The 17,577-nt window shown below is 46.1% G+C and carries 22 protein-coding genes, 1 other RNA gene and 1 pseudogene; 18 read left to right on the top strand and 6 right to left on the bottom strand.

The genetic code is table 11. The features are described from left to right. From C5684_RS01640 to C5684_RS01630, 3 genes and pseudogenes are all read right to left on the bottom strand, one after another. Nucleotides 1-292 (bottom strand): annotated as a pseudogene (locus tag C5684_RS01640) (hypothetical protein); the annotation flags it as partial. Further along, nucleotides 276-1,388, bottom strand: coding sequence for a lytic transglycosylase domain-containing protein (locus C5684_RS01635; protein ID WP_104639224.1), 1,113 nt, complete (start codon nucleotides 1,386-1,388; stop codon nucleotides 276-278). The pseudogene C5684_RS01640 and the gene C5684_RS01635, both read right to left, overlap by 17 nt. Beyond that, nucleotides 1,389-2,156, bottom strand: coding sequence for a TatD family hydrolase (locus tag C5684_RS01630; protein ID WP_104639223.1), 768 nt, complete (start codon nucleotides 2,154-2,156; stop codon nucleotides 1,389-1,391). Between the two features lie 97 nt (nucleotides 2,157-2,253). On the opposite strand from C5684_RS01630, the gene ribE reads away from it, so the two are divergent. The 6 genes from ribE to miaA all read left to right on the top strand — a co-directional run bounded on the left by ribE (nucleotide 2,254) and on the right by miaA (nucleotide 5,448). After that, nucleotides 2,254-2,871, top strand: coding sequence for a riboflavin synthase (gene ribE / locus C5684_RS01625; protein ID WP_104639222.1), 618 nt, complete (start codon nucleotides 2,254-2,256; stop codon nucleotides 2,869-2,871). Continuing rightward, nucleotides 2,871-3,140: an EscU/YscU/HrcU family type III secretion system export apparatus switch protein gene (locus C5684_RS01620; protein ID WP_006016854.1), complete on the top strand. Its 270-nt coding sequence runs from the start codon at nucleotides 2,871-2,873 to the stop codon at nucleotides 3,138-3,140. The genes ribE and C5684_RS01620 overlap by 1 nt, the downstream gene beginning before the upstream one ends. Nucleotides 3,141-3,206: 66 nt before the next feature. After that, nucleotides 3,207-3,659 carry a nickel-responsive transcriptional regulator NikR gene (gene nikR / locus C5684_RS01615; protein WP_006016853.1) on the top strand — a complete coding sequence of 151 codons (453 nt, stop codon included), beginning with the start codon at nucleotides 3,207-3,209 and terminating at the stop codon, nucleotides 3,657-3,659. Between the two features lie 7 nt (nucleotides 3,660-3,666). After that, the gene (nadD, locus tag C5684_RS01610) at nucleotides 3,667-4,257 is read left to right on the top strand and encodes a nicotinate (nicotinamide) nucleotide adenylyltransferase (RefSeq protein ID WP_104639221.1); all 591 of its coding nucleotides are present in this window, start codon (nucleotides 3,667-3,669) and stop codon (nucleotides 4,255-4,257) included. Further along, on the top strand, nucleotides 4,235-4,567 hold the full coding sequence (gene rsfS / locus C5684_RS01605) for a ribosome silencing factor (protein WP_013890857.1): 333 nt from the start codon (nucleotides 4,235-4,237) through the stop codon (nucleotides 4,565-4,567). The genes nadD and rsfS overlap by 23 nt, the downstream gene beginning before the upstream one ends. Next, nucleotides 4,564-5,448, top strand: a complete 885-nt coding sequence (miaA, locus tag C5684_RS01600; protein ID WP_104639220.1) for a tRNA (adenosine(37)-N6)-dimethylallyltransferase MiaA — start codon at nucleotides 4,564-4,566, stop codon at nucleotides 5,446-5,448. The genes rsfS and miaA overlap by 4 nt, the downstream gene beginning before the upstream one ends. Here miaA and C5684_RS01595 read toward each other — a convergent pair. The 3 genes from C5684_RS01595 to C5684_RS01585 form a co-directional block, all read right to left on the bottom strand. Further along, nucleotides 5,445-6,185 (bottom strand): carbonic anhydrase family protein, encoded by a 741-nt coding sequence (locus C5684_RS01595; RefSeq protein ID WP_104628431.1) that lies wholly within the window; start codon nucleotides 6,183-6,185, stop codon nucleotides 5,445-5,447. The two genes, miaA and C5684_RS01595, sit on opposite strands and share 4 nt — an antisense overlap. A 193-nt stretch (nucleotides 6,186-6,378) precedes the next feature. After that, nucleotides 6,379-7,299, bottom strand: a complete 921-nt coding sequence (locus tag C5684_RS01590) for an LPP20 family lipoprotein (RefSeq protein WP_104639219.1) — start codon at nucleotides 7,297-7,299, stop codon at nucleotides 6,379-6,381. A gap of 50 nt (nucleotides 7,300-7,349) precedes the next feature. Continuing rightward, the gene (locus C5684_RS01585; RefSeq protein WP_199764463.1) at nucleotides 7,350-8,759 is read right to left on the bottom strand and encodes a COG3014 family protein; all 1,410 of its coding nucleotides are present in this window, start codon (nucleotides 8,757-8,759) and stop codon (nucleotides 7,350-7,352) included. Between the two features lie 80 nt (nucleotides 8,760-8,839). On the opposite strand from C5684_RS01585, the gene ffs reads away from it, so the two are divergent. The 12 genes from ffs to C5684_RS01525 all read left to right on the top strand — a co-directional run bounded on the left by ffs (nucleotide 8,840) and on the right by C5684_RS01525 (nucleotide 17,318). Beyond that, an RNA gene (gene ffs, locus C5684_RS01580) (signal recognition particle sRNA small type) lies at nucleotides 8,840-8,937 on the top strand. A 23-nt stretch (nucleotides 8,938-8,960) separates the two neighbouring features. Beyond that, nucleotides 8,961-9,869 carry a methionyl-tRNA formyltransferase gene (fmt, locus tag C5684_RS01575; RefSeq protein WP_013890851.1) on the top strand — a complete coding sequence of 303 codons (909 nt, stop codon included), beginning with the start codon at nucleotides 8,961-8,963 and terminating at the stop codon, nucleotides 9,867-9,869. After that, the gene (locus C5684_RS01570) at nucleotides 9,869-10,492 is read left to right on the top strand and encodes a biotin--[acetyl-CoA-carboxylase] ligase (protein ID WP_104639218.1); all 624 of its coding nucleotides are present in this window, start codon (nucleotides 9,869-9,871) and stop codon (nucleotides 10,490-10,492) included. The genes fmt and C5684_RS01570 overlap by 1 nt, the downstream gene beginning before the upstream one ends. 59 nt (nucleotides 10,493-10,551) lie before the next feature. Then, the gene (locus C5684_RS01565; protein ID WP_013890849.1) at nucleotides 10,552-10,977 is read left to right on the top strand and encodes a F0F1 ATP synthase subunit B family protein; all 426 of its coding nucleotides are present in this window, start codon (nucleotides 10,552-10,554) and stop codon (nucleotides 10,975-10,977) included. Nucleotides 10,978-10,985: 8 nt separating this feature from the next. Further along, the gene (locus C5684_RS01560) at nucleotides 10,986-11,513 is read left to right on the top strand and encodes a F0F1 ATP synthase subunit B family protein (RefSeq protein WP_199764462.1); all 528 of its coding nucleotides are present in this window, start codon (nucleotides 10,986-10,988) and stop codon (nucleotides 11,511-11,513) included. Continuing rightward, nucleotides 11,510-12,043, top strand: coding sequence for a F0F1 ATP synthase subunit delta (locus tag C5684_RS01555; RefSeq protein ID WP_104639216.1), 534 nt, complete (start codon nucleotides 11,510-11,512; stop codon nucleotides 12,041-12,043). The genes C5684_RS01560 and C5684_RS01555 overlap by 4 nt, the downstream gene beginning before the upstream one ends. 18 nt (nucleotides 12,044-12,061) lie before the next feature. Further along, a complete protein-coding gene (atpA, locus tag C5684_RS01550; protein WP_013890846.1) occupies nucleotides 12,062-13,573 on the top strand; it encodes a F0F1 ATP synthase subunit alpha in 1,512 nt (503 codons plus the stop codon). An 8-nt stretch (nucleotides 13,574-13,581) separates the two neighbouring features. Continuing rightward, nucleotides 13,582-14,499, top strand: coding sequence for an ATP synthase F1 subunit gamma (gene atpG, locus C5684_RS01545; RefSeq protein ID WP_104639215.1), 918 nt, complete (start codon nucleotides 13,582-13,584; stop codon nucleotides 14,497-14,499). Between the two features lie 29 nt (nucleotides 14,500-14,528). After that, nucleotides 14,529-15,977: a F0F1 ATP synthase subunit beta gene (gene atpD, locus C5684_RS01540; RefSeq protein WP_104639225.1), complete on the top strand. Its 1,449-nt coding sequence runs from the start codon at nucleotides 14,529-14,531 to the stop codon at nucleotides 15,975-15,977. A gap of 17 nt (nucleotides 15,978-15,994) precedes the next feature. Then, nucleotides 15,995-16,357, top strand: coding sequence for an ATP synthase F1 subunit epsilon (atpC, locus tag C5684_RS01535; RefSeq protein ID WP_199764464.1), 363 nt, complete (start codon nucleotides 15,995-15,997; stop codon nucleotides 16,355-16,357). 5 nt (nucleotides 16,358-16,362) lie between these two features. Next, the gene (locus tag C5684_RS01530; protein WP_104639213.1) at nucleotides 16,363-16,914 is read left to right on the top strand and encodes a MotA/TolQ/ExbB proton channel family protein; all 552 of its coding nucleotides are present in this window, start codon (nucleotides 16,363-16,365) and stop codon (nucleotides 16,912-16,914) included. Next, nucleotides 16,914-17,318, top strand: coding sequence for an ExbD/TolR family protein (locus C5684_RS01525; protein WP_104639212.1), 405 nt, complete (start codon nucleotides 16,914-16,916; stop codon nucleotides 17,316-17,318). Before C5684_RS01530 ends, C5684_RS01525 begins: the two co-directional genes overlap by 1 nt. Nucleotides 17,319-17,577: the final 259 nt, after the last annotated feature.

The raw sequence follows: 17,577 nt of genomic DNA, 5'->3' as shown, positions 1-17,577 counted from the left end.
GGCTAGGCGTGCTTGGGGGGGTGGTGTAGAAATTGGGTTGGGACTGGTAGGAGCGGCTAGGGGTTTGGCTAGTGGGTGGGCTGTAGGGCTCATTGGAATAAGTGGGCGTGTTAGGGGAGTAAGAAGGGGCATTGGATTGTGCCCCACCAAAGTTTCTAGCATCTTTATAAGCCCATAGACTTTCATGGGATTTGGCACTGGGGGGTGGCGTGTGGGGGGTGGAGGGGGTTTGTTTGCAACTGGCTAAAAATAGCACACACGCCAACCCTAAGAGCCTATTGGATAAATTCATTTTGCGCCACTTTCCGACCACTTTTTTCAGAGGGTTGTTTTTTGAGGATCGGGATGATGAGGTTTTGGTTACGACTCAAAAACGAGCCTTTTAAGTTGTTTGCCATTTTGAGCATCTCAATGCTGACATGGAATTTTTTAGCGATGGAATAGAGGCTTTCTCTGGGTTTGACTTTGTGGCTGATAAAATTGCTGGCAATGTCCTTGCTGGGTTTGTAGTGTTGCCTAAAGTAGGCTAAATTTTCATAGGGAATATAAACCATGCTTTTTTGCCCGATGGGGAGGAAATTGTATTTAAACTGGTGGTTATAGGATTTGAGCTCAGATAAAGAGAGTCTAGCGCCCTTAGCCACTTTGGCTAATAAAGTCCCCCCTTGAATCTCCAAACTAGCCAGTGCCACGCGTGATCCGCGATTGAGCAGATATTCTTTGTGCTCCAGTGCATCGACATTGCTAAAGGCAATTGCCAAGCTCAAAATGGAGCGGATATAGTTACGAGTCTCTTTGGGCAAGAATTTTTTATCCTCATTGAGCAAGACATTTAATTCATCGCTCCTAGCCTCTTTGATGGCTTGCAACACCCGACCCGGACCGCAGTTGTATGCCATCGCCACCAAATACCATTGCCCGGTTTGCTTGTAGAGCATTTGGAAGTAACTAATGGCCGCTTGGGTGCTCTTAATGGGATCGCGCCGCTCATCGATATAGCGATTGACCTTTAAGCCTAACATTTTGGCGGTTTCAGGAATGAATTGCCAAATCCCCACCGCCTTTTTACCGCTCTTGGCATCTGTAGCAAAATGCGATTCTGCCATCGCCAAAAACAAAAACTCTACGGGGATATTGTCCTTAATGAGCATGCTTTTAATCGTGGGGATAAAAACCCCATTGGCATCGTAATGTTTGATGAGCCCCTTTAAGGTCCGCTGGATATTTTGGTAGGTTTGGGTGTTATCCACGCTTGCCAAAAACTCCCCATCGACCCCAAAAGCGTTTAAGGGCTTTAAATCCAATACGTTATTAACCAAAGAGTGGGCATTAAGCGGGCTGTGCAGACAAAAAGCCAATAACAGCCCCATCAAGCTTAATTTTTTCATTTAGGACGCTTTTAGGCAACCAAAGAGGTTTTGGGCGTTTTGGGTGGTGATTTGCGCTAGGGTGTGGGGCTCCATTTCCAAGATATGGGCGATCTTTTGGGCGATCAGGGCAATGTGCTTGGGTTCGTTGCGCTGCCCTCTGAAGGGGTGGGGGGTCAAATAGGGCGCATCGGTTTCTAGCAACAAGCGATCTAGGGGGATTTTAGGCAAAACCCCCACTAAATTTTTGGCATTTTTAAAGGTCGCCACGCCCCCAATGCCAAAATAAAAACAAGAGCTCAAACCCAGCAACACCTCATCGGCGTTATAGCAATGCAAAACTCCTTTGAGATTAGGGTAACTTTTTAAAATCTGGTAGGCATCTAGGCTCGCCTCGCGGATATGCACAATCAAGGGCTTAGAATACTCTAGGGCTAACCCAATTTGTGCCCTAAAAATGCCTTGTTGGGCTTGTTTGGTGGCGGGATTTTGGCTCTCTTGGCGGTGGTAATCTAGCCCGCACTCGCCCACCGCCACGCATTTAGGGTGCTGGATATGCTCTTTTAAAAACCCCAAATCAAAACTTTGTTGATCCAATGGATGGACACCCACTGCAAAATAAAGCCCTGCATGGCTCTCACTCAAGGCAATGGCGCGTTTTAAATCCTGCGGGTCAGCCCCGGGGATGATGGCGATATTGACATGCACCCCCCTAGCGCTCTTTAAGACCTCTTGTAAATCAGACTCATAGAGGGCGTGATCCAAATGGCAATGGGTATCAATTAACATATATCTCCCTTACGCAATCAAAAGTTCTATTATATTATAATCTCAAGCGATATAGCCTAAATTTTGCCACAAAAAACGACACTTTAAGGAGATCACCATGTTTAGCGGGCTCATCTACCAAGTCGCCCAAGTTAAATCTCTTAAAGGCGATCTCTTAGAGATCACAAGCGATTATGCCCCCAAAATTGGGGATAGTATCGCCATCAATGGCGCATGCTTGAGTGTGGTTGCTCTAAACTCTCAGGGCTTTAGCTTGCAACTTAGCCAACACACCCAAGAGAGCATCGCCCTAGAAAATTACCAACAAGGTGCGTGGGTGAATTTAGAACCTGCCTTGCTGGCTAATTCCAGGCTAGATGGGCATTTGGTGCAAGGGCATGTCGATGGGATTGGAATCATTACCCAAATTAAGCCTGTGGCTAATCAAATCAGCGTGCAAATCCAAGCCCCCCCAGATATTTTAAGACTTTGTATCCCCAAAGGCTCGATCGCCATTGATGGGGTGAGTCTGACTTTGGCTAGCGTGGGGGCAGATACCCTAGAGCTAGTCATTATCCCCCACACCTTTAAAAATACTCTATTTTGCACCTACACTCAGGGGCGGCGGGTGAATATGGAGAGCGACATGCTGGTTAGGAGTGTGGCGCACCTATTAGCCAAACAAACCCCCACCCCCACATGGTCGGAGTTAGATATGCTGGTGATGGGTTATTAATGGGCATGCCCAAAGCCGCCGCTCTGGCGTATAACATCGGCACAGACAACGCCCCTAAAGTGGTCGCTTCAGGTGTGGGTCAAATTGCTAAAGCCATCATTGACAAGGCTAAAGCCTTTGATGTCCCGCTTTTTTGCAATGCCGCACTGGTGGAATCCTTGCTAGATGTGCGTTTGGATAGCACGATCCCTCCTGAGCTTTACCAAAGCGTGGTAGAAGTCTTTATTTGGTTGCAAAATATCGAAAGCCACGCCCAAATGAGTTCTTAGAGTAGTTGCCAAATTAGCCTAAATAGGCTACAATCCGCACTGGATTTTACTTTGATAAGGACAGGGATGGAAAATAGGGACGATACAATCATCAGGTTTTCTGTGTCTTTACAGCAGAATTTATTAGACGAATTGGACAACCGCATCATCAAAAATGGCTACTCCTCACGCTCCGAACTGGTGCGCGACATGATCCGTGAAAGGCTTGTTGAGGATAGTTGGTCTAAAGATGAAATGTTGCCTGAAATGGAAAATGGCTTGACCGTTGCGGTGCTGGTGATTATTTACGATCACCACCAACGCGAGCTCAACCAAAAGATCATCGACATCCAGCATGAAAGCCACATCAGCATTTTATGCACCACCCATGTGCATTTAAACCAAAATAATTGTTTAGAAACCATCATCTTAAGGGGACGGCCCTCACAGATCATGCACTTGCACCTAGAGATTGGCGGACTTAAGGGCGTGAAATTCTCCAAACTCACCAAAGCCTCTAGTTTCAAGCAAAATAGCTAGGATTTTTGTGGATATTGCACTCTATGGTGGGAGTTTTGATCCCCCCCACATCGCCCATTTGGAAGTGATCAAGCAAGCCTTAGAAAACCTCAAACCCGACAAGCTCTTTGTGCTGGTGGCTTACCAAAACCCCTTTAAAACCCGCCCTTGCTTTAGCCCCCAACAACGCCTTATGTGGATGGGGCAACTTTTAAAGGACTTAGACAAAGTGCAGGTGAGCGATTTTGAGATTTTACAAAACCGCCCCGTGCCTAGCATTGAAAGCGTGGAACATTTTTACCAAAAATACCAACCCAACAAACTTTATTTTATCATTGGTGCGGACAATGTGGCAGGATTGGAGCGTTGGGAGGGTTATGGGTGCTTACAAGAATTGGTGGAATTGGTGGTCGTGCATCGGGAGGGCTATGCCTTGCAACTCCCACAAGGCTTTAGGGCGCAATCTTTGTTTTTGCCCCGTATCCAACGCCCGATCTCCTCAACCCAGATTAGAATTTGTTTAAAACAACACCGCATTAGCCATGACATCCCCTATATCCTGCAGGCTTGTGCGCTCCAAACTTTTAAGGAAAACTATGCCAAACCCAAGAATTACTAGGATCGTGGAACTCTTAGAGGATAAAAAGGCGCTAGATATTGCCCTATTTGACTTGAGTCATCAAGAATACATCACCGATCATGTAATCATAGCCACCGCCCTAGCAGGCAAACATGCCCTAGCCCTGCTTGATCACCTCAAAAGCACGCTTAAGCCCCTTGGTGAGGAATTTTACGCCATTGATGAGAGCAATGAAGAATGGCTTGTAATTGATTTGGGCGATGTGATGGTGCATCTTTTCACGCAGGCTTATCGCGAACGCTTCAACCTAGAGGGTTTTTTACAAGATTACCACAACCCACGCGCGTGAATCCTGCCTTAATTGCCATCCTTGGACCTAGTGGGAGTGGCAAGAGTGCCCTAGCCCTAGAGCTAGCCCAACGCCTGGATGCTGAGATTGTTTCGCTAGACTCGTTAAGTATTTACAAAGAAATCAATATCGCTGCAGCCAAGCCCAGCCTTCAAGACCTGCAATGCGTGAAACATTATGGGATCAATGTCTTAGAAATCCATGAAAAAAACAACGCCCCCCTTTTCAAGCAAGAACTTAAAAGGGCGATCGCCACCACCCCTAAGAAAACCTTACTCATTGCGGGCGGGAGTGGCTTTTATCTTAAAGCCATCTTAGAGGGCTTAAGCCCCATGCCCCATTTAAGCCCTGAGCAACGCTTAGCAATTCAAGAAAAAATCACAGCCCTAAATGACCCCCATGCATTTTTAACCCAAATCGATCCAGCTTATGCCCAAATGCTCAAACCCCAAGACACTTACCGCACCACCAAAGCCCTAGAAATTTACTTTGCCACCAAGCTCCCCCCCACGCTCTATTTCCAAAAACACCCCAAAATCCCCTTTGAACACCCCATCAAACTCTATGCCCTCCATCTGCCCAAAGAAAACCTGCACCAAAATATCGCTAAGCGCACCGCAGAGATGTTAAGATGCGGGGTTGTGGAGGAAATTAGGGCACTTGTTGTTAAATATGGGAGCGATCACCAACCCTTTAGGGCAATTGGACCTAAGGAGTGTTTGCAACACCTGCAAGGCAAACTGAACCTCAAAGAACTCTATGAAGCCATCTACACCCACACCTGCCAACTGGCTAAACGCCAAATGACCTTCAACCGCACGCAGTTTAAAGAGATTAGCTTAGTTGAACCCCACAAGCTTTTAACAGAACTTACACCCTAATCGCGCACACGGGTGGTGCTTTTGATGATCACGCTGTTATAGTCTTTTTGGAGTGGGCGGCGGTTGGGCTTGCTGTGCATGATGCGTTTGAGTTCCTCAAATTGTTTTTGGGAAATGCTGAGTGTTTCTTCGACAATGAACCAAGAGACACCTTCCGTGCAAGGGGGCGTGGTGAGTGAGCCATTAAAGTGGTAGTAGTGGATGTCAGAGGGCAACAGAGTCTCTAAAGGTAAAATCTTGGGGGCTGACTTATTTTTAAAGGAGCTAAATAAAGTGGTGAAAAGAGGGTTAGCATCCCCAATATGGAAACCAATCCCCACAACCAACAAACGCCCCTCATCATCTTGATGCACCAAGTGCATGCTTGTAGGTTCGCGTTTGGAATGAATCGCAAATTCCATAGGGATATGGAAATGCAGGTTAATCAAGTAGTAGGGGTGATCGCGGTAAAGAATGGTGTTAGAAGGGGGCGCAAACTTAGCCACTAGGGTGTGGTGATCATAGCTAACAGAGGTGGGTCTGCGATCTTCATAGTCAAAAACGAGGTTTTCTTTATCGGGTGTGTGGTAGTAGTGTTCGATGTTGATGGGGGATTGATTCTTACCGCTTTTGCAAGTGGCATAATCTTTGTGCAACTTATCCCAATGGTGGGCTCCTGTATGTTTGTCATAACTCCACTCACCAGCACTCAAGGCACTCAAAGACAACAGACCCACTAAAACCAATATATTTTTCATCAATATCCTTTTTGCTAGAAAGATATCTTTTTTATGCATGTATTCCTCTTTGAAAGGCGGCTTGTTTGTCTTGGTAGCCATCAAACCATGTAGTGAGGTAACAATCTGCTAAGTCAAGTTTATTGGACTAAGCCCCTCTTGCCTCTTCTCATAAAGCACACCCCAAAACCCTTAAATGCACCAACAACACCGATCAAAACTCTATATTGTCTGAATTAACATCGCTTGTGCCCGCACCCACGCCTTGTTGGTAATTGCGCATTTGTTTGAATACTTGGGCTTTGATGCGTTCAATGGCCGCACCCCTGTCGCGTTGATCTGCGCTGAGTTGTTTGGAAAAGATAATTTGGTGTTGGCAATCCTTGATATTCATCTCCAAACCAATGTGGAATTGCCCATTGGCTTGACTCTCAAAGATTTTATTCTCAATGGTGTAAAAGCCGGGCTGGTTAGTTTGTTGCACAAAGCGGGCATATTGCCCTGTGATCGCATCGGCAATTTCTTGATCGGAGTGGCTGGCAAAAATGATATTGGCTTTGGGTTTGGGGCTATTGGCTTTGATGATGTCTTGATAAAACTGCGTGGATTGGGGTGCACGGCCATAGGCACTCAAAATCTCATGCATAGGCTCCATCTTGTCCAAGAGGGCTTGTATTTGCTGTTTTTCTTTGATGAAAATACCATGGCAACCCGGGACAGGCTGGAAGGGGGTAAGGGTGTTGTAAAGATTGGTGTAGCGTTTGGCTAGGAGGGATAAGAACATATCCTTGTTAAGTTTAAGACGGGTGTAGCATGTGTGGTGCGTGCATTCTTGCTTGTCTGATTGGACATTGACAAACTTAATGGAATCCACCACAAGTTGGATACGCTGACTCGATCGCTTGTCCAAGGTTTTATTCACCCTAGTGGTGTCGCTGGTGGTTTCAGAAGCCACATGCACCGCAATACTGCTTGCTAAGTCGCTTAACGCCTTTTGCTTGGCAACTTCTTTGCTATCACCCGATCCGCTCCCGTAAAAATAAGCGGGGTTTGTGGGTGTTTTTCCATACCAATGGGGGATGGCACTAAGAACTAGGGGAGCACAGGCAAAAATAAAGCATAATCGTTTCAACATAGCGATCCTTGTTATTAAAGTTGCTGGATCATAGCACAAAAAATTTAGCATTACCACAACACTTTAACGATGTTGGTATATTCAAAGCTCCTAATGTAAAGAATATTGTGTTTATTGGAACAGTAGGTATCGGGCAATAAAAGCATGTTGTGGGCGGGGCATTGTTGCAGGCTAAAGCTGTAAATGGGTTGCCCCTCAGATTGGATGGAAACTTGTTCGTTAGGGGCATTGAGGATGCGGGCGATATAGATTTTGCGTGGGAAAGTTATTGAGTTGCGGATGTCCGCAGAGGCACTGGCCATGGCAAATAAAGAGGAGACTAACCCCCCCATCACCCCTAAGTAGTTATTAGACAGGGCTTCAATCCCCAACTTTAAAATCGTGGAAGTGATAGCCCTTGTGAGGATGTAGGGGAGTTGTTTTTTAAACTCGCTTGCAATGAGCCCATCTACATAGACAAGCTCCTCAAATTGCTTATTTTGTCTAGGAGTGGTGATACTAAAAGAGTTGTGGAAATCTGATCCATCTAAGAATTGTGGGAGGGCAAGGCTGGCATCATAGACCCCATTAGGCAGGGGCAGGGGGAGATTAATTTTAAATTCTTGCTTGGTCGCTTGTTTGCCATCTTCAATAAAAATCCATGTGAATTTTTCTCTTGTGGGGTTAGCAAAGAATAAAAGATCCTCGCCTGTGGTGATCGAATGGCTGATCCCATAGGCTTCTTTGATGTAGTCTATGCCCTTGGATCGATCGTTGTTAAGGGCATAGAAAAGCCCAGAGAGGTAGGACACGGCTGGGTTGATCAGATCGTTATAGGCTTGGAAGTGATCTAAATTAGAGTAATCTTGAGCCAAGATGGCATCAACCTGTGCGGTCGAATCTTGTGCGCTGAGTTTGGACGATCCCTTCTCTTGCATCTTGCTGATTGCCTTTTTAATTTCTTTGTGGTAAAACTCCTTAGCCCGCCTTTGGCGATCATTGGCGCGGTTAAATTCCACCCGTGCGTCATTGATGTCCCCTAAGAGCCAATAATCCATAGCCTTATAATAATTCAAAAACACGCTCTCATAAACGCTCCCCGTGTAGGATTTGACATTGTCATTAATCAAGATCGCGCCCAAGTTCCCCATGGATTTGCCAAAAAGGCTTCTGTGGCGATCAAATTGGGCTTCTGCGGCATTGAAGGCTTGGATGGATTGTTTGTAATGCCCTAACATCAAAGCACTCATGCCATTGTCTAAATGCCATAACAACGCATTTTTGTGATCTTTTTTGCTCCTTTTTTGAGAAAAAGTGTAGGCATTTTGCATGCCAAGTGGGGAGTAATAGGCGCGATCAAAGCGGGCAAAGGCTGTGCGCTCCCCGGTACAACCATAGAGGAATAAAAATAAGAGAACGATCCAATAGATCGCATAGCTCTTCTTTTGTTTTAGGGGCATTTGTTGGGTTTTCGTCTGCATTATGCTGTTGTCTCCATCATTTGGGTTTGTCTGCATTTTATCAAAGTATAAGCAAGTTTTAACTACAATCGACCCGCCTTTTCCTAGACCTATGCAATGGGGTGTTAGGACAACGCTTCAGGGTGGAAACACAGCAGAGTAGCTTGATATCTTGTGTGCCTTAGTCATCTGGGGGAAGGTAATAACTCAAAGAATGGCAGTATGAAAATCCTCTTTATGGGTGCGCCCTTGTTTGCTCAAGTGGTCTTGGAACATTTGATCCAGCAAGGTTTTTATATTTTAGGGCTGGTAACCCAGCCTAGTAAGCCCTTTGGGCGATCCAAACAGCTCAAAGATACGCCCACTAAAACCTTTTTACAACAACATGACCCCACTATCCCCATTTTTGAGCCCGCTAAAATCGATGCGCCCTTTATGGAAAAGATACGCGCGCTCAAGCCCGATGCAATCGTGGTGGTCGCCTATGGCAAGATTTTACCCCAAGCCTTTTTGGACATCGCCCCTTGTCTGAATTTGCATGGCTCACTCTTGCCCCAATTTAGGGGGGCAAGCCCTATGCAAGAGATGATTTTACACGACCTGCCCACCTTTGGCGTGAGCGTGATTGCCATGAGTGCTGAAATGGATGCGGGGGACATTTTGGGCATGTCCTCGTTTGCAAGAGAGCGGTATTTAAATTTAGAGGAGTTGGGTGCGCGTTTAGCCCCGATGGGGGCGCAGTTGCTAGGTCAGGTGCTCAACAATCTAGCCAAAATCACGCCCAAGCCCCAAGATCACGCCCAAGCCACCTATTGCAAAAAAATCAGCAAGGCTGATGGCTTGGTTGGCTTTGGGTGTGCTAAATCTCTTTTTTTAAAGTCCTTAGCCTATGATCCATGGCCGGGGGTGTTTTTGAAAAGTGGCTTAAAACTCTTTGGCGTGCAACTCTTGGAGTCTAGCCAAACCCACCAACCCGGGATCATTCTTGGCATGGAGAATCAAAGCGTTATCATTGGTTGCCAACAGGGTAGCTTAAAAATTGCCGCCTTGCAAGCCCCGGGCAAGCAAAAAGTCGCCGCTAAAGCTTATTTGAGTGGCAAGCGTTTAAAACCCCATGATATTTTAGAGTGATGCGTTTTTGTTATTTTAAAACCCTGCCCTCCACCCAGCTTTATTTGCTCCAACAAATCAAAGATGGGGCATTGGATTTGCCTATCTGTGTGGTGGCTAGACACCAAAGTTCTGGGATCGCTAGCCGCCACCAAGTCTGGGAGAGTGTGGAAAAAGCCCTGACTTTCTCTTTTGCCTACCCCTTAGACGATCTAAGCCCTAATGTGCCCCCACAGAGTTGGAGCGTGTATTTTGGGTATTTGTTCAAACAGAGTTTGCAAACACCTAGCGTGTGGCTTAAGTGGCCCAATGACCTTTATAAGGGAAAAGCCAAAATAGGGGGGCTGATGACCCAAATTTGCCAAAATACCCTTGTGTGCGGGATTGGTCTTAATTTAGAGGCAAGCCAATATGGCGCATTAGGCGATGTGGATACAGCGGATCTTTTAGAGCGTTTTTTTAACACTTTGGAATCTAAACCCTCATGGCAAAGTGTTTTAGAGCCCTATAGCCTAGAGTTTAAAGCCAACCACCATGATTTGCATTTCAAACAAGGCGATCAACGGATTTTTTTTAAGGATGCGTGTTTGCTAGAAGATGGGGGTTTGCTCATCGGAGATAAAAAATATTATGGCTACCGCTAAAGTTAAGCCAAGCTTTGTTAAGATAACCCTTTAATCGTCTTTAATCGTAAGGAATAGGCATGAATATTTCTATCAATTTGTATTTAATGTTGGTCGTGTTTGTTACTTTTATCGTGCTGATGTGGCTTTTGCATCTATGGGTCTATCAGCCTTTGTTAGCCAATATGGACGGGCGGGAAGGCTCTATACAAAAAGATCGGCAATTTATCGATAACACCACCGAAGAGATCGCTTCTAGCAAACAAGAAGCCAAAAATCTACTAAGAGAGGCACGGCTACAAGCGGATAAAATTTTGCAAGATGCCCTCCAGCAAGCCCGCTCTAATTATGAAGTGGTGCTGGCGCAAAAAGAGGAGGAGCTCAACAAAGACTACAAGCGTTTTACCACCCAATTAAAGGAAAGTAAAAGTAATTTGAAACTACAATTATTGCAGGATTTGCCTACTTTGGAGGCATCATTGAAACTAAAAATATCTCAAATGTAGGGTTACCTTTGATAGAACGCATTTTAGTCGGGGTGTTGGCTTTAGGGGCTTGGTGTTGGGCAAGTGGTGGGGAGGTGATGGATATTTCCCAAACAGATATTGTGGAACGGGTCTTGAATTTCATTTTGTTCATGGGGATTTTGTGGTATGCGATGGGGGGGGCTTTAAAAAAGATGTTATTGCAACGGCGGGCGCGTATCTCTGAGAAACTCAGCAGTCTGCAAGAGGAACGCCAAGCCATCAAAGAGGAAAAAGAGCAGGCGTTGCGCTCCTTAGAGGAAGCCAAACAAAAAGCCAGCCAAATCCTCTCCAATGCCAAACAAGAAGCCTATCTTTTGACCCAAAAACACGAGCAACTCTCTAAGATCGCCATCGAAAAACTCATCAAAAACCACCAAAGTTTGATGGAGAAAGAGGAAGTTAAGGTCCAGCAAGAAGTGATCGATGAGGTGCTTGAAGAACTCTTTAAATCCAAACAAGCCCATTTCAATCTACCCACTTATATGCACCTCCTCCACCAAAGAGTGATCCCATGATAGAATTAGTCGCTAAAAAATACGCCAAAGCGTTGCAGGATAGCTTTGAGGCTCAAGACCTAGAACAGGTTGTGCAGACCCTGGAGGGTTTGGTGGCTTTCTATGACGATGCGGAGTTTGTGGAGATCATCCAGTCGCCCTATTATCCCAGCTCTTTTAAAGAGGAGCTTTTAACCAGCGTCTTAGCAGAACAAGATAGCAAAGTGCGTAATTTGATCCGCCTTTTGGCAACACACAAACGCTTAGGTTTGTTGCCCCATATCTACCAAGATTTGCTTAGCTGGATACAAGAAAAGAAAAGTATTTATAGGGGGGTTTTATACGCTAACCAAGAAGTGTCTTTGGAACAACTCAAGCACCTAGAACAAGAGGTGTCCGCTCGCTTAGAAGTTGGCTTGAGTTTAAAAGTCTTTGTGGATGAAGAAATGGAGGGGATTAAGCTGGATATTCCGGGTTTGGGGCTTGAGATCGCCTTTTATAGAGACAATTTTTTTGCCCAACTCAAGCACCATATCATGGAAGCGGTCTAAAAATAACAAGGAGATGAAGTGCCAAAGTTAAAAGCAGATGAGATCAGTGCCCTCATTAAAGAGAGAATTGAAAATTTTGAGTTAGATGTCAATATCACGCAAGTAGGGCGGGTGATCGCTTATGCTGATGGCGTGGCTAAGGTTTATGGACTTAAAGATGTGATGTCCTATGAGGTGGTGGAATTTGACACCGGCGATCGCGGACTGGCTTCCAACCTAGAAGAGGGGAGCATTGGGGTGATTGTTTTGGGTGGGGGCAAGCACATTAAAGAGGGGACATCAGTCAAGCGCACCAAGCAATTAATGAAAGTGCCCGTGGGCGATGCGGTCGTGGGGAGGGTGATTAACACACTGGGCGAGCCTTTAGATGGCAAGGGTGCATTGGGGGCAGATACTTTTAAGTTTGTGGAGCAAAAAGCCCCGGGGATTATGGATCGTAAATCCGTGCATGAGCCCTTGCAAACTGGCATTAAAGCCATCGATGCGCTTGTTCCTATTGGACGCGGGCAAAGAGAGCTCATCATTGGGGACAAACAAACCGGCAAAACCACGGTTGCCATTGATACGATCATCAACCAAAAAGATCAAAATGTAATTTGTATTTATGTGGCGATTGGGCAAAAAGAATCCACTGTGGCGCAGGTGGTGCGTAAATTAGAGGAATATGGGGCAATGGAATATAGCGTGGTGGTGAATGCCCCCGCCTCTGCCTCCCCAGCGATGCAATATTTAGCCCCCTATGCTGGGGTTACCATTGGGGAATATTTCAGGGATCAAGGGCGACACGCCTTGATTATTTATGATGATTTAAGTAAGCACGCTGTGGCTTATCGTGAAATCTCCTTGATTTTGCGCCGACCCCCCGGGCGTGAAGCCTTCCCGGGCGATGTGTTTTATATCCACTCTCGATTACTCGAGCGTGCGGCTAAAATGAGCGATGAGAAGGGCGCAGGCTCGCTAACAGCACTCCCCATTATCGAAACCCAAGCAGGCGATGTGTCTGCCTACATCCCCACCAATGTGATCTCCATCACAGATGGGCAAATTTTCTTAGAAACGGATTTGTTTTACTCGGGTATCCGCCCAGCGATCAATGTGGGTTTGTCTGTATCTAGGGTGGGCGGGGCAGCCCAAATCAAGGGCACCAAACAAGTTGCGGGCACTTTGCGCTTAGATTTAGCCCAATATAGAGAGTTGCAAGCCTTCTCGCAATTTGCATCCGATTTAGACGAAGTGAGTCGCAAACAATTAGAACGGGGGCAACGCATGGTGGAAGTGCTCAAGCAACCCCCCTATTCGCCCTTGCCCATTGAAAAGCAAATTGTGATCATCTATACCGGCGTGAAGGGCTTTTTAGATGGTATCCCGGCTAATAAAGTGGTGCAGTTTGAAGAGAGCCTTTATCCTTTCTTGGAATCCAAGTATTCTAATATTTTGGAGGACATCCGCACGAAAAAGGCACTGGACAAAGACTTAGAGGCGATGCTCAAAGTGGCGATCGAAGAATTTAAAATCGGGTTTGTGATTTAGGGGAGCGCATGGGTGGGAGTTTAAAAGAAATTAGAAAAAAAATCGCCAGCGTTAAAAATACCCAAAAAACGACCCGTGCTATGAAACTTGTTTCCACTTCTAAGCTTAAAAAAACCGAAGAGGTGGCGCGCCGTTCTAAGATTTTTGCCCGCAAGCTCAACGAGGTTTTTGCCGATATTTGCGCCAAGATCAAGACTAGGGGTTTAAAGAGTATTGAAAGCCAGTATTTTTTCCAATTAGAAAAAACCCAAATCCAAAAGATTGACATCATCTTTGTTACCGCCGATAAGGGGCTTTGTGGGGGCTTTAATGTGGCGACCATTAAAGAGGTGGTGCGTTTGATCAACCACTACAAAGAACAAGGGATTAAGGTGCGCCTAAGAGGGATTGGCAAAAAGGGTGTGGCGTATTTTGCTTACAATGGGATTAGCCTACTGGATAAAGCTTTGGATTTGAGCTCCTCACCTGATTATGATCGCGCGAGTGCTTTTATTGATAAGGCAGTACAGGATTATTTGAATGGCTTGACTGATAGTGTGGTGATTATCCATAATGGGTTTAAAAACATGATCTCCCAGCAGATCAAGATCAAAAAGGTGCTCCCATTAGAATTTGATAACGCCCAACTAGATGAGAATAGTCCCCATAGTGGAGAGACACAGGAGGGGATCATGGTCGAACCTGATGATGAAGAGGGTGTGATCTTAGATGCTTTGGCTAAAAAGTTCATTGAGTTTAACATGTATTATGCCTTGCTTGATTCCTTAGCGGCCGAGCACAGCGCGCGCATGCAGGCAATGGACACGGCGACCAATAACGCCGCTGATTTGGTGCGTAGCCTAACCATCTCTTATAACAAAGCGCGCCAAGAGGCGATCACCACCGAGCTTGTGGAAATCAATGCGGGTGTAGAAGCGATTAGATAGTTCAAGGAGAAGACATGGAAGATCAAAACATGCAACTTAGCAAGGATAAAAGAGAGGGGCGTATTATTCAGGTGATGGGTCCTGTGGTGGATGTGGATTTTGATTCCTATCTCCCCATGATTTATGAAGCCCTAGATGTGGCTTATGATTTTGATGGGGAGAGCAAGCATTTAGTTTTAGAGGTGGCAGCCCACTTGGGGGATAAACGCGTGCGCACCATTGCGATGGACATGACAGAGGGGCTCACACGGGGGCAAAATGTGGTCGCAAGGGGCAAGATGATCGAGGTGCCCGTAGGGGAGGCGGTCTTGGGGCGTATCTTTAATGTCGTGGGCGAAGTGATTGATGAGAAAGAACCCTTAAAAGAACCCACCCTTTGGTCTATCCACCGCACCGCCCCTGCCTTTGAGCAACAAAGCACCAAAACCGAAATGTTTGAAACCGGGATTAAGGTCGTGGATTTATTAGCCCCCTATTCTAAGGGCGGTAAGGTGGGCTTATTTGGGGGTGCGGGTGTGGGTAAGACGGTCATCATCATGGAGCTCATCCACAATGTGGCTTACAAGCACAGCGGTTATTCTGTCTTTGCGGGCGTGGGGGAGCGCACTAGAGAGGGCAATGATCTTTATCATGAAATGAAAGAGGGGGGGGTATTAGATAAGGTCGCGCTGTGCTATGGGCAGATGAATGAGCCCCCGGGGGCACGCAATCGCATCGCCTTTACGGGTTTAACGATGGCAGAATACTTTAGAGATGAAAAGGGCTTGGACATTTTGATGTTTATTGATAACATCTTTAGATATGCCCAATCAGGGGCGGAGATGTCCGCATTATTAGGGCGTATCCCCTCAGCGGTGGGTTACCAACCCACGCTAGCTAGCGAGATGGGCAAACTCCAAGAGCGCATCACCTCCACCAAAAAAGGCTCAATCACTTCAGTGCAAGCGGTGTATGTGCCTGCGGACGACTTGACCGACCCCGCCCCAGCTTCGGTGTTTGCCCATTTGGATGCGACCACGGTTTTAAACCGCAAAATCGCTGAAAAGGGCATTTACCCGGCTGTCGATCCTTTGGATTCCACTTCTAGGATTTTAGATCCCCAAGTGATCGGGGATTTGCACTATAAGGTCGCCACTGGGATTCAACAAATTTTGCAAAAATACAAGGATTTGCAGGACATCATCGCTATTTTAGGGATGGATGAACTCTCTGAGGAAGACAAGCGAATCGTGGAACGTGCCCGTAAAGTGGAGAAATTCCTATCCCAGCCCTTTTTTGTGGCAGAGGTCTTTACGGGTAGCCCGGGCAAGTATGTAACTCTCAAAGAAACCCTAGAGGGCTTTGGGGGGATTTTGGAGGGCAAATACGATGACATTCCCGAGAACGCCTTTTACATGGTAGGGAGTATCCAAGAGGTCATTGAAAAACATGAAAAAATGAAAACTGAGGGGCGGGATAAAAAAGAAAAAAGCGCATAAGGCTAGATATGGGCGCGATGGACTTAATGGTTAGTATTGTGGTGCCACAAGGTGAGATTTTTGCCGGTCATGTGGATCGCATCACTCTACCCGGGGCAGAGGGTGAATTTGGCGTGCTCAAAGGGCATAGCAACATGGTTTCTTTGCTCAAAAGTGGGGTGATTGAGATTGAGAGAGAACGGCAAATTAGTTTGATTGCGATCAACTGGGGGTATGTCGAAGTCAAACATGTGAGCGTGGATATTTTGGCTGATGGGGCGGTGTTTATCAAGGGTGATGATGAGGTCTATAAGGCTAAAAAGCTCCTAGAAGATGCCACTTCCGATCGCATCGCAATTTCTAGCGTGATCGCCAAAATTGAAGCGCATGGTTTGAGGTAGCCGCCGTGATAGTTGATTTTCTTAATGAGAGTGGCTGGGTAACCATTGCGGTGATCGCTTTGCTTTCGCTGTATTTTATTTTGACCTTGTGGATCTTTTTTTACAAATATATCTCCATTAAGAGCAATATCATGCGCGAAAAGGATTCGCTAGAAGCCATTATCGATGGTCGCCAAGAGATGCCCAACTTTAAATTGTTCAAAGAGATTGGCGCGCGGGTATCCCACGAACTCTTGTCTGTGTGGAAAGGGCAGGTGCTCAAGCAAAATAGCACCGGTCTAGTGGTGTTGAGTATCGTGGCTTCTACCGCCCCCTTTGTGGGTTTGTTTGGGACCGTGGTGGAAATTTTGAATGCCTTTGGGCATTTGGGCGCAGGCGGGCAGGTTTCTTTTGAGATCATCGCCCCGGTCATCTCAAAAGCCCTAGTCGCCACTGCAGCGGGCATTTTAACCGCCATCCCGGCTTACTCTTTCTTTTTGATCTTAAAGCGCAAGGTCTATGATCTATCGGTGTTCGTGCAAATGCAAATTGATGTATTGGTGGCTAAAGAGAAGTGATGTCTTATGTGGTAGATGATTGGGACAATGACAAACCCGAACTCAACATCACGCCCCTGGTGGATATTATGTTGGTTTTGTTGGCGATCTTGATGATCACCACGCCCACCCTCACCTACCACGAGTCCATAGAATTACCCAAGAGTTCCAAAAACACCAACACCCCCAAGAACAAGATTTTAGAAATCCGTATGGACATTAAGGGCAATATTTACATCAACAAAGACACTTACCAAGCCGCCTCTTTCCCCAAAGCCTTTTTGCAAATCGCCGCCCAGTATCCGAAAAACACCCCCGTTTATATCCGAGCCGACAAAAGATTGATCTACGATCACATCATTTTTTTACTCAAAAATGTTAGAGAGGCAGGCTTTCATAAAGTTTCTCTAGTAACCAGTGCGTGATGAAAAACCAAGTTCTCTTTGTGGGATCGGGATTTTTGGCATGCGCAGCCTATGCGCTCTTATTAAGTCTGCTGTTAATACAAATCCAAACCCCCAAACCCACCCCCACGATCTTACAAACTATGGACATTGATTTTTTGGTTGAAACCCCTGCTAAGTTGCCCACCCCCAAAGAGGCTTCTAAACCTGTCTCTTTTAAACATCTGACGCCGCCGACGAATAGAGAGGTGTAGATTTGTGTGTCAGCCGCAGCTTTAAA

It is taken from the genome of Helicobacter bizzozeronii, from assembly GCF_900196775.1.
Lineage (GTDB): Bacteria > Campylobacterota > Campylobacteria > Campylobacterales > Helicobacteraceae > Helicobacter > Helicobacter bizzozeronii.
The sequence above is the reverse complement of the archived record's forward strand: the minus strand, read 5'-3'. Positions and strand labels throughout refer to the sequence as shown.

What these genes read in the sequence shown, in the direction of transcription:
- C5684_RS01635 (WP_104639224.1), bottom strand. Translation starts at nt 1,388, where the DNA reads ATGAAAAAATTAAGCTTGATGGGGCTGTTATTGGCTTTTTGTCTGCAC.
- C5684_RS01630 (WP_104639223.1), bottom strand. Translation starts at nt 2,156, where the DNA reads ATGTTAATTGATACCCATTGCCATTTGGATCACGCCCTCTATGAGTCT.
- ribE (WP_104639222.1), top strand. Translation starts at nt 2,254, where the DNA reads ATGTTTAGCGGGCTCATCTACCAAGTCGCCCAAGTTAAATCTCTTAAA.
- C5684_RS01620 (WP_006016854.1), top strand. Translation starts at nt 2,871, where the DNA reads ATGGGCATGCCCAAAGCCGCCGCTCTGGCGTATAACATCGGCACAGAC.
- nikR (WP_006016853.1), top strand. Translation starts at nt 3,207, where the DNA reads ATGGAAAATAGGGACGATACAATCATCAGGTTTTCTGTGTCTTTACAG.
- rsfS (WP_013890857.1), top strand. Translation starts at nt 4,235, where the DNA reads ATGCCAAACCCAAGAATTACTAGGATCGTGGAACTCTTAGAGGATAAA.
- C5684_RS01595 (WP_104628431.1), bottom strand. Translation starts at nt 6,185, where the DNA reads ATGAAAAATATATTGGTTTTAGTGGGTCTGTTGTCTTTGAGTGCCTTG.
- C5684_RS01590 (WP_104639219.1), bottom strand. Translation starts at nt 7,299, where the DNA reads ATGTTGAAACGATTATGCTTTATTTTTGCCTGTGCTCCCCTAGTTCTT.
- C5684_RS01585 (WP_199764463.1), bottom strand. Translation starts at nt 8,759, where the DNA reads ATGCAGACGAAAACCCAACAAATGCCCCTAAAACAAAAGAAGAGCTAT.
- fmt (WP_013890851.1), top strand. Translation starts at nt 8,961, where the DNA reads ATGAAAATCCTCTTTATGGGTGCGCCCTTGTTTGCTCAAGTGGTCTTG.
- C5684_RS01570 (WP_104639218.1), top strand. Translation starts at nt 9,869, where the DNA reads ATGCGTTTTTGTTATTTTAAAACCCTGCCCTCCACCCAGCTTTATTTG.
- C5684_RS01565 (WP_013890849.1), top strand. Translation starts at nt 10,552, where the DNA reads ATGAATATTTCTATCAATTTGTATTTAATGTTGGTCGTGTTTGTTACT.
- C5684_RS01555 (WP_104639216.1), top strand. Translation starts at nt 11,510, where the DNA reads ATGATAGAATTAGTCGCTAAAAAATACGCCAAAGCGTTGCAGGATAGC.
- atpG (WP_104639215.1), top strand. Translation starts at nt 13,582, where the DNA reads ATGGGTGGGAGTTTAAAAGAAATTAGAAAAAAAATCGCCAGCGTTAAA.
- atpD (WP_104639225.1), top strand. Translation starts at nt 14,529, where the DNA reads ATGCAACTTAGCAAGGATAAAAGAGAGGGGCGTATTATTCAGGTGATG.
- atpC (WP_199764464.1), top strand. Translation starts at nt 15,995, where the DNA reads ATGGACTTAATGGTTAGTATTGTGGTGCCACAAGGTGAGATTTTTGCC.
- C5684_RS01525 (WP_104639212.1), top strand. Translation starts at nt 16,914, where the DNA reads ATGTCTTATGTGGTAGATGATTGGGACAATGACAAACCCGAACTCAAC.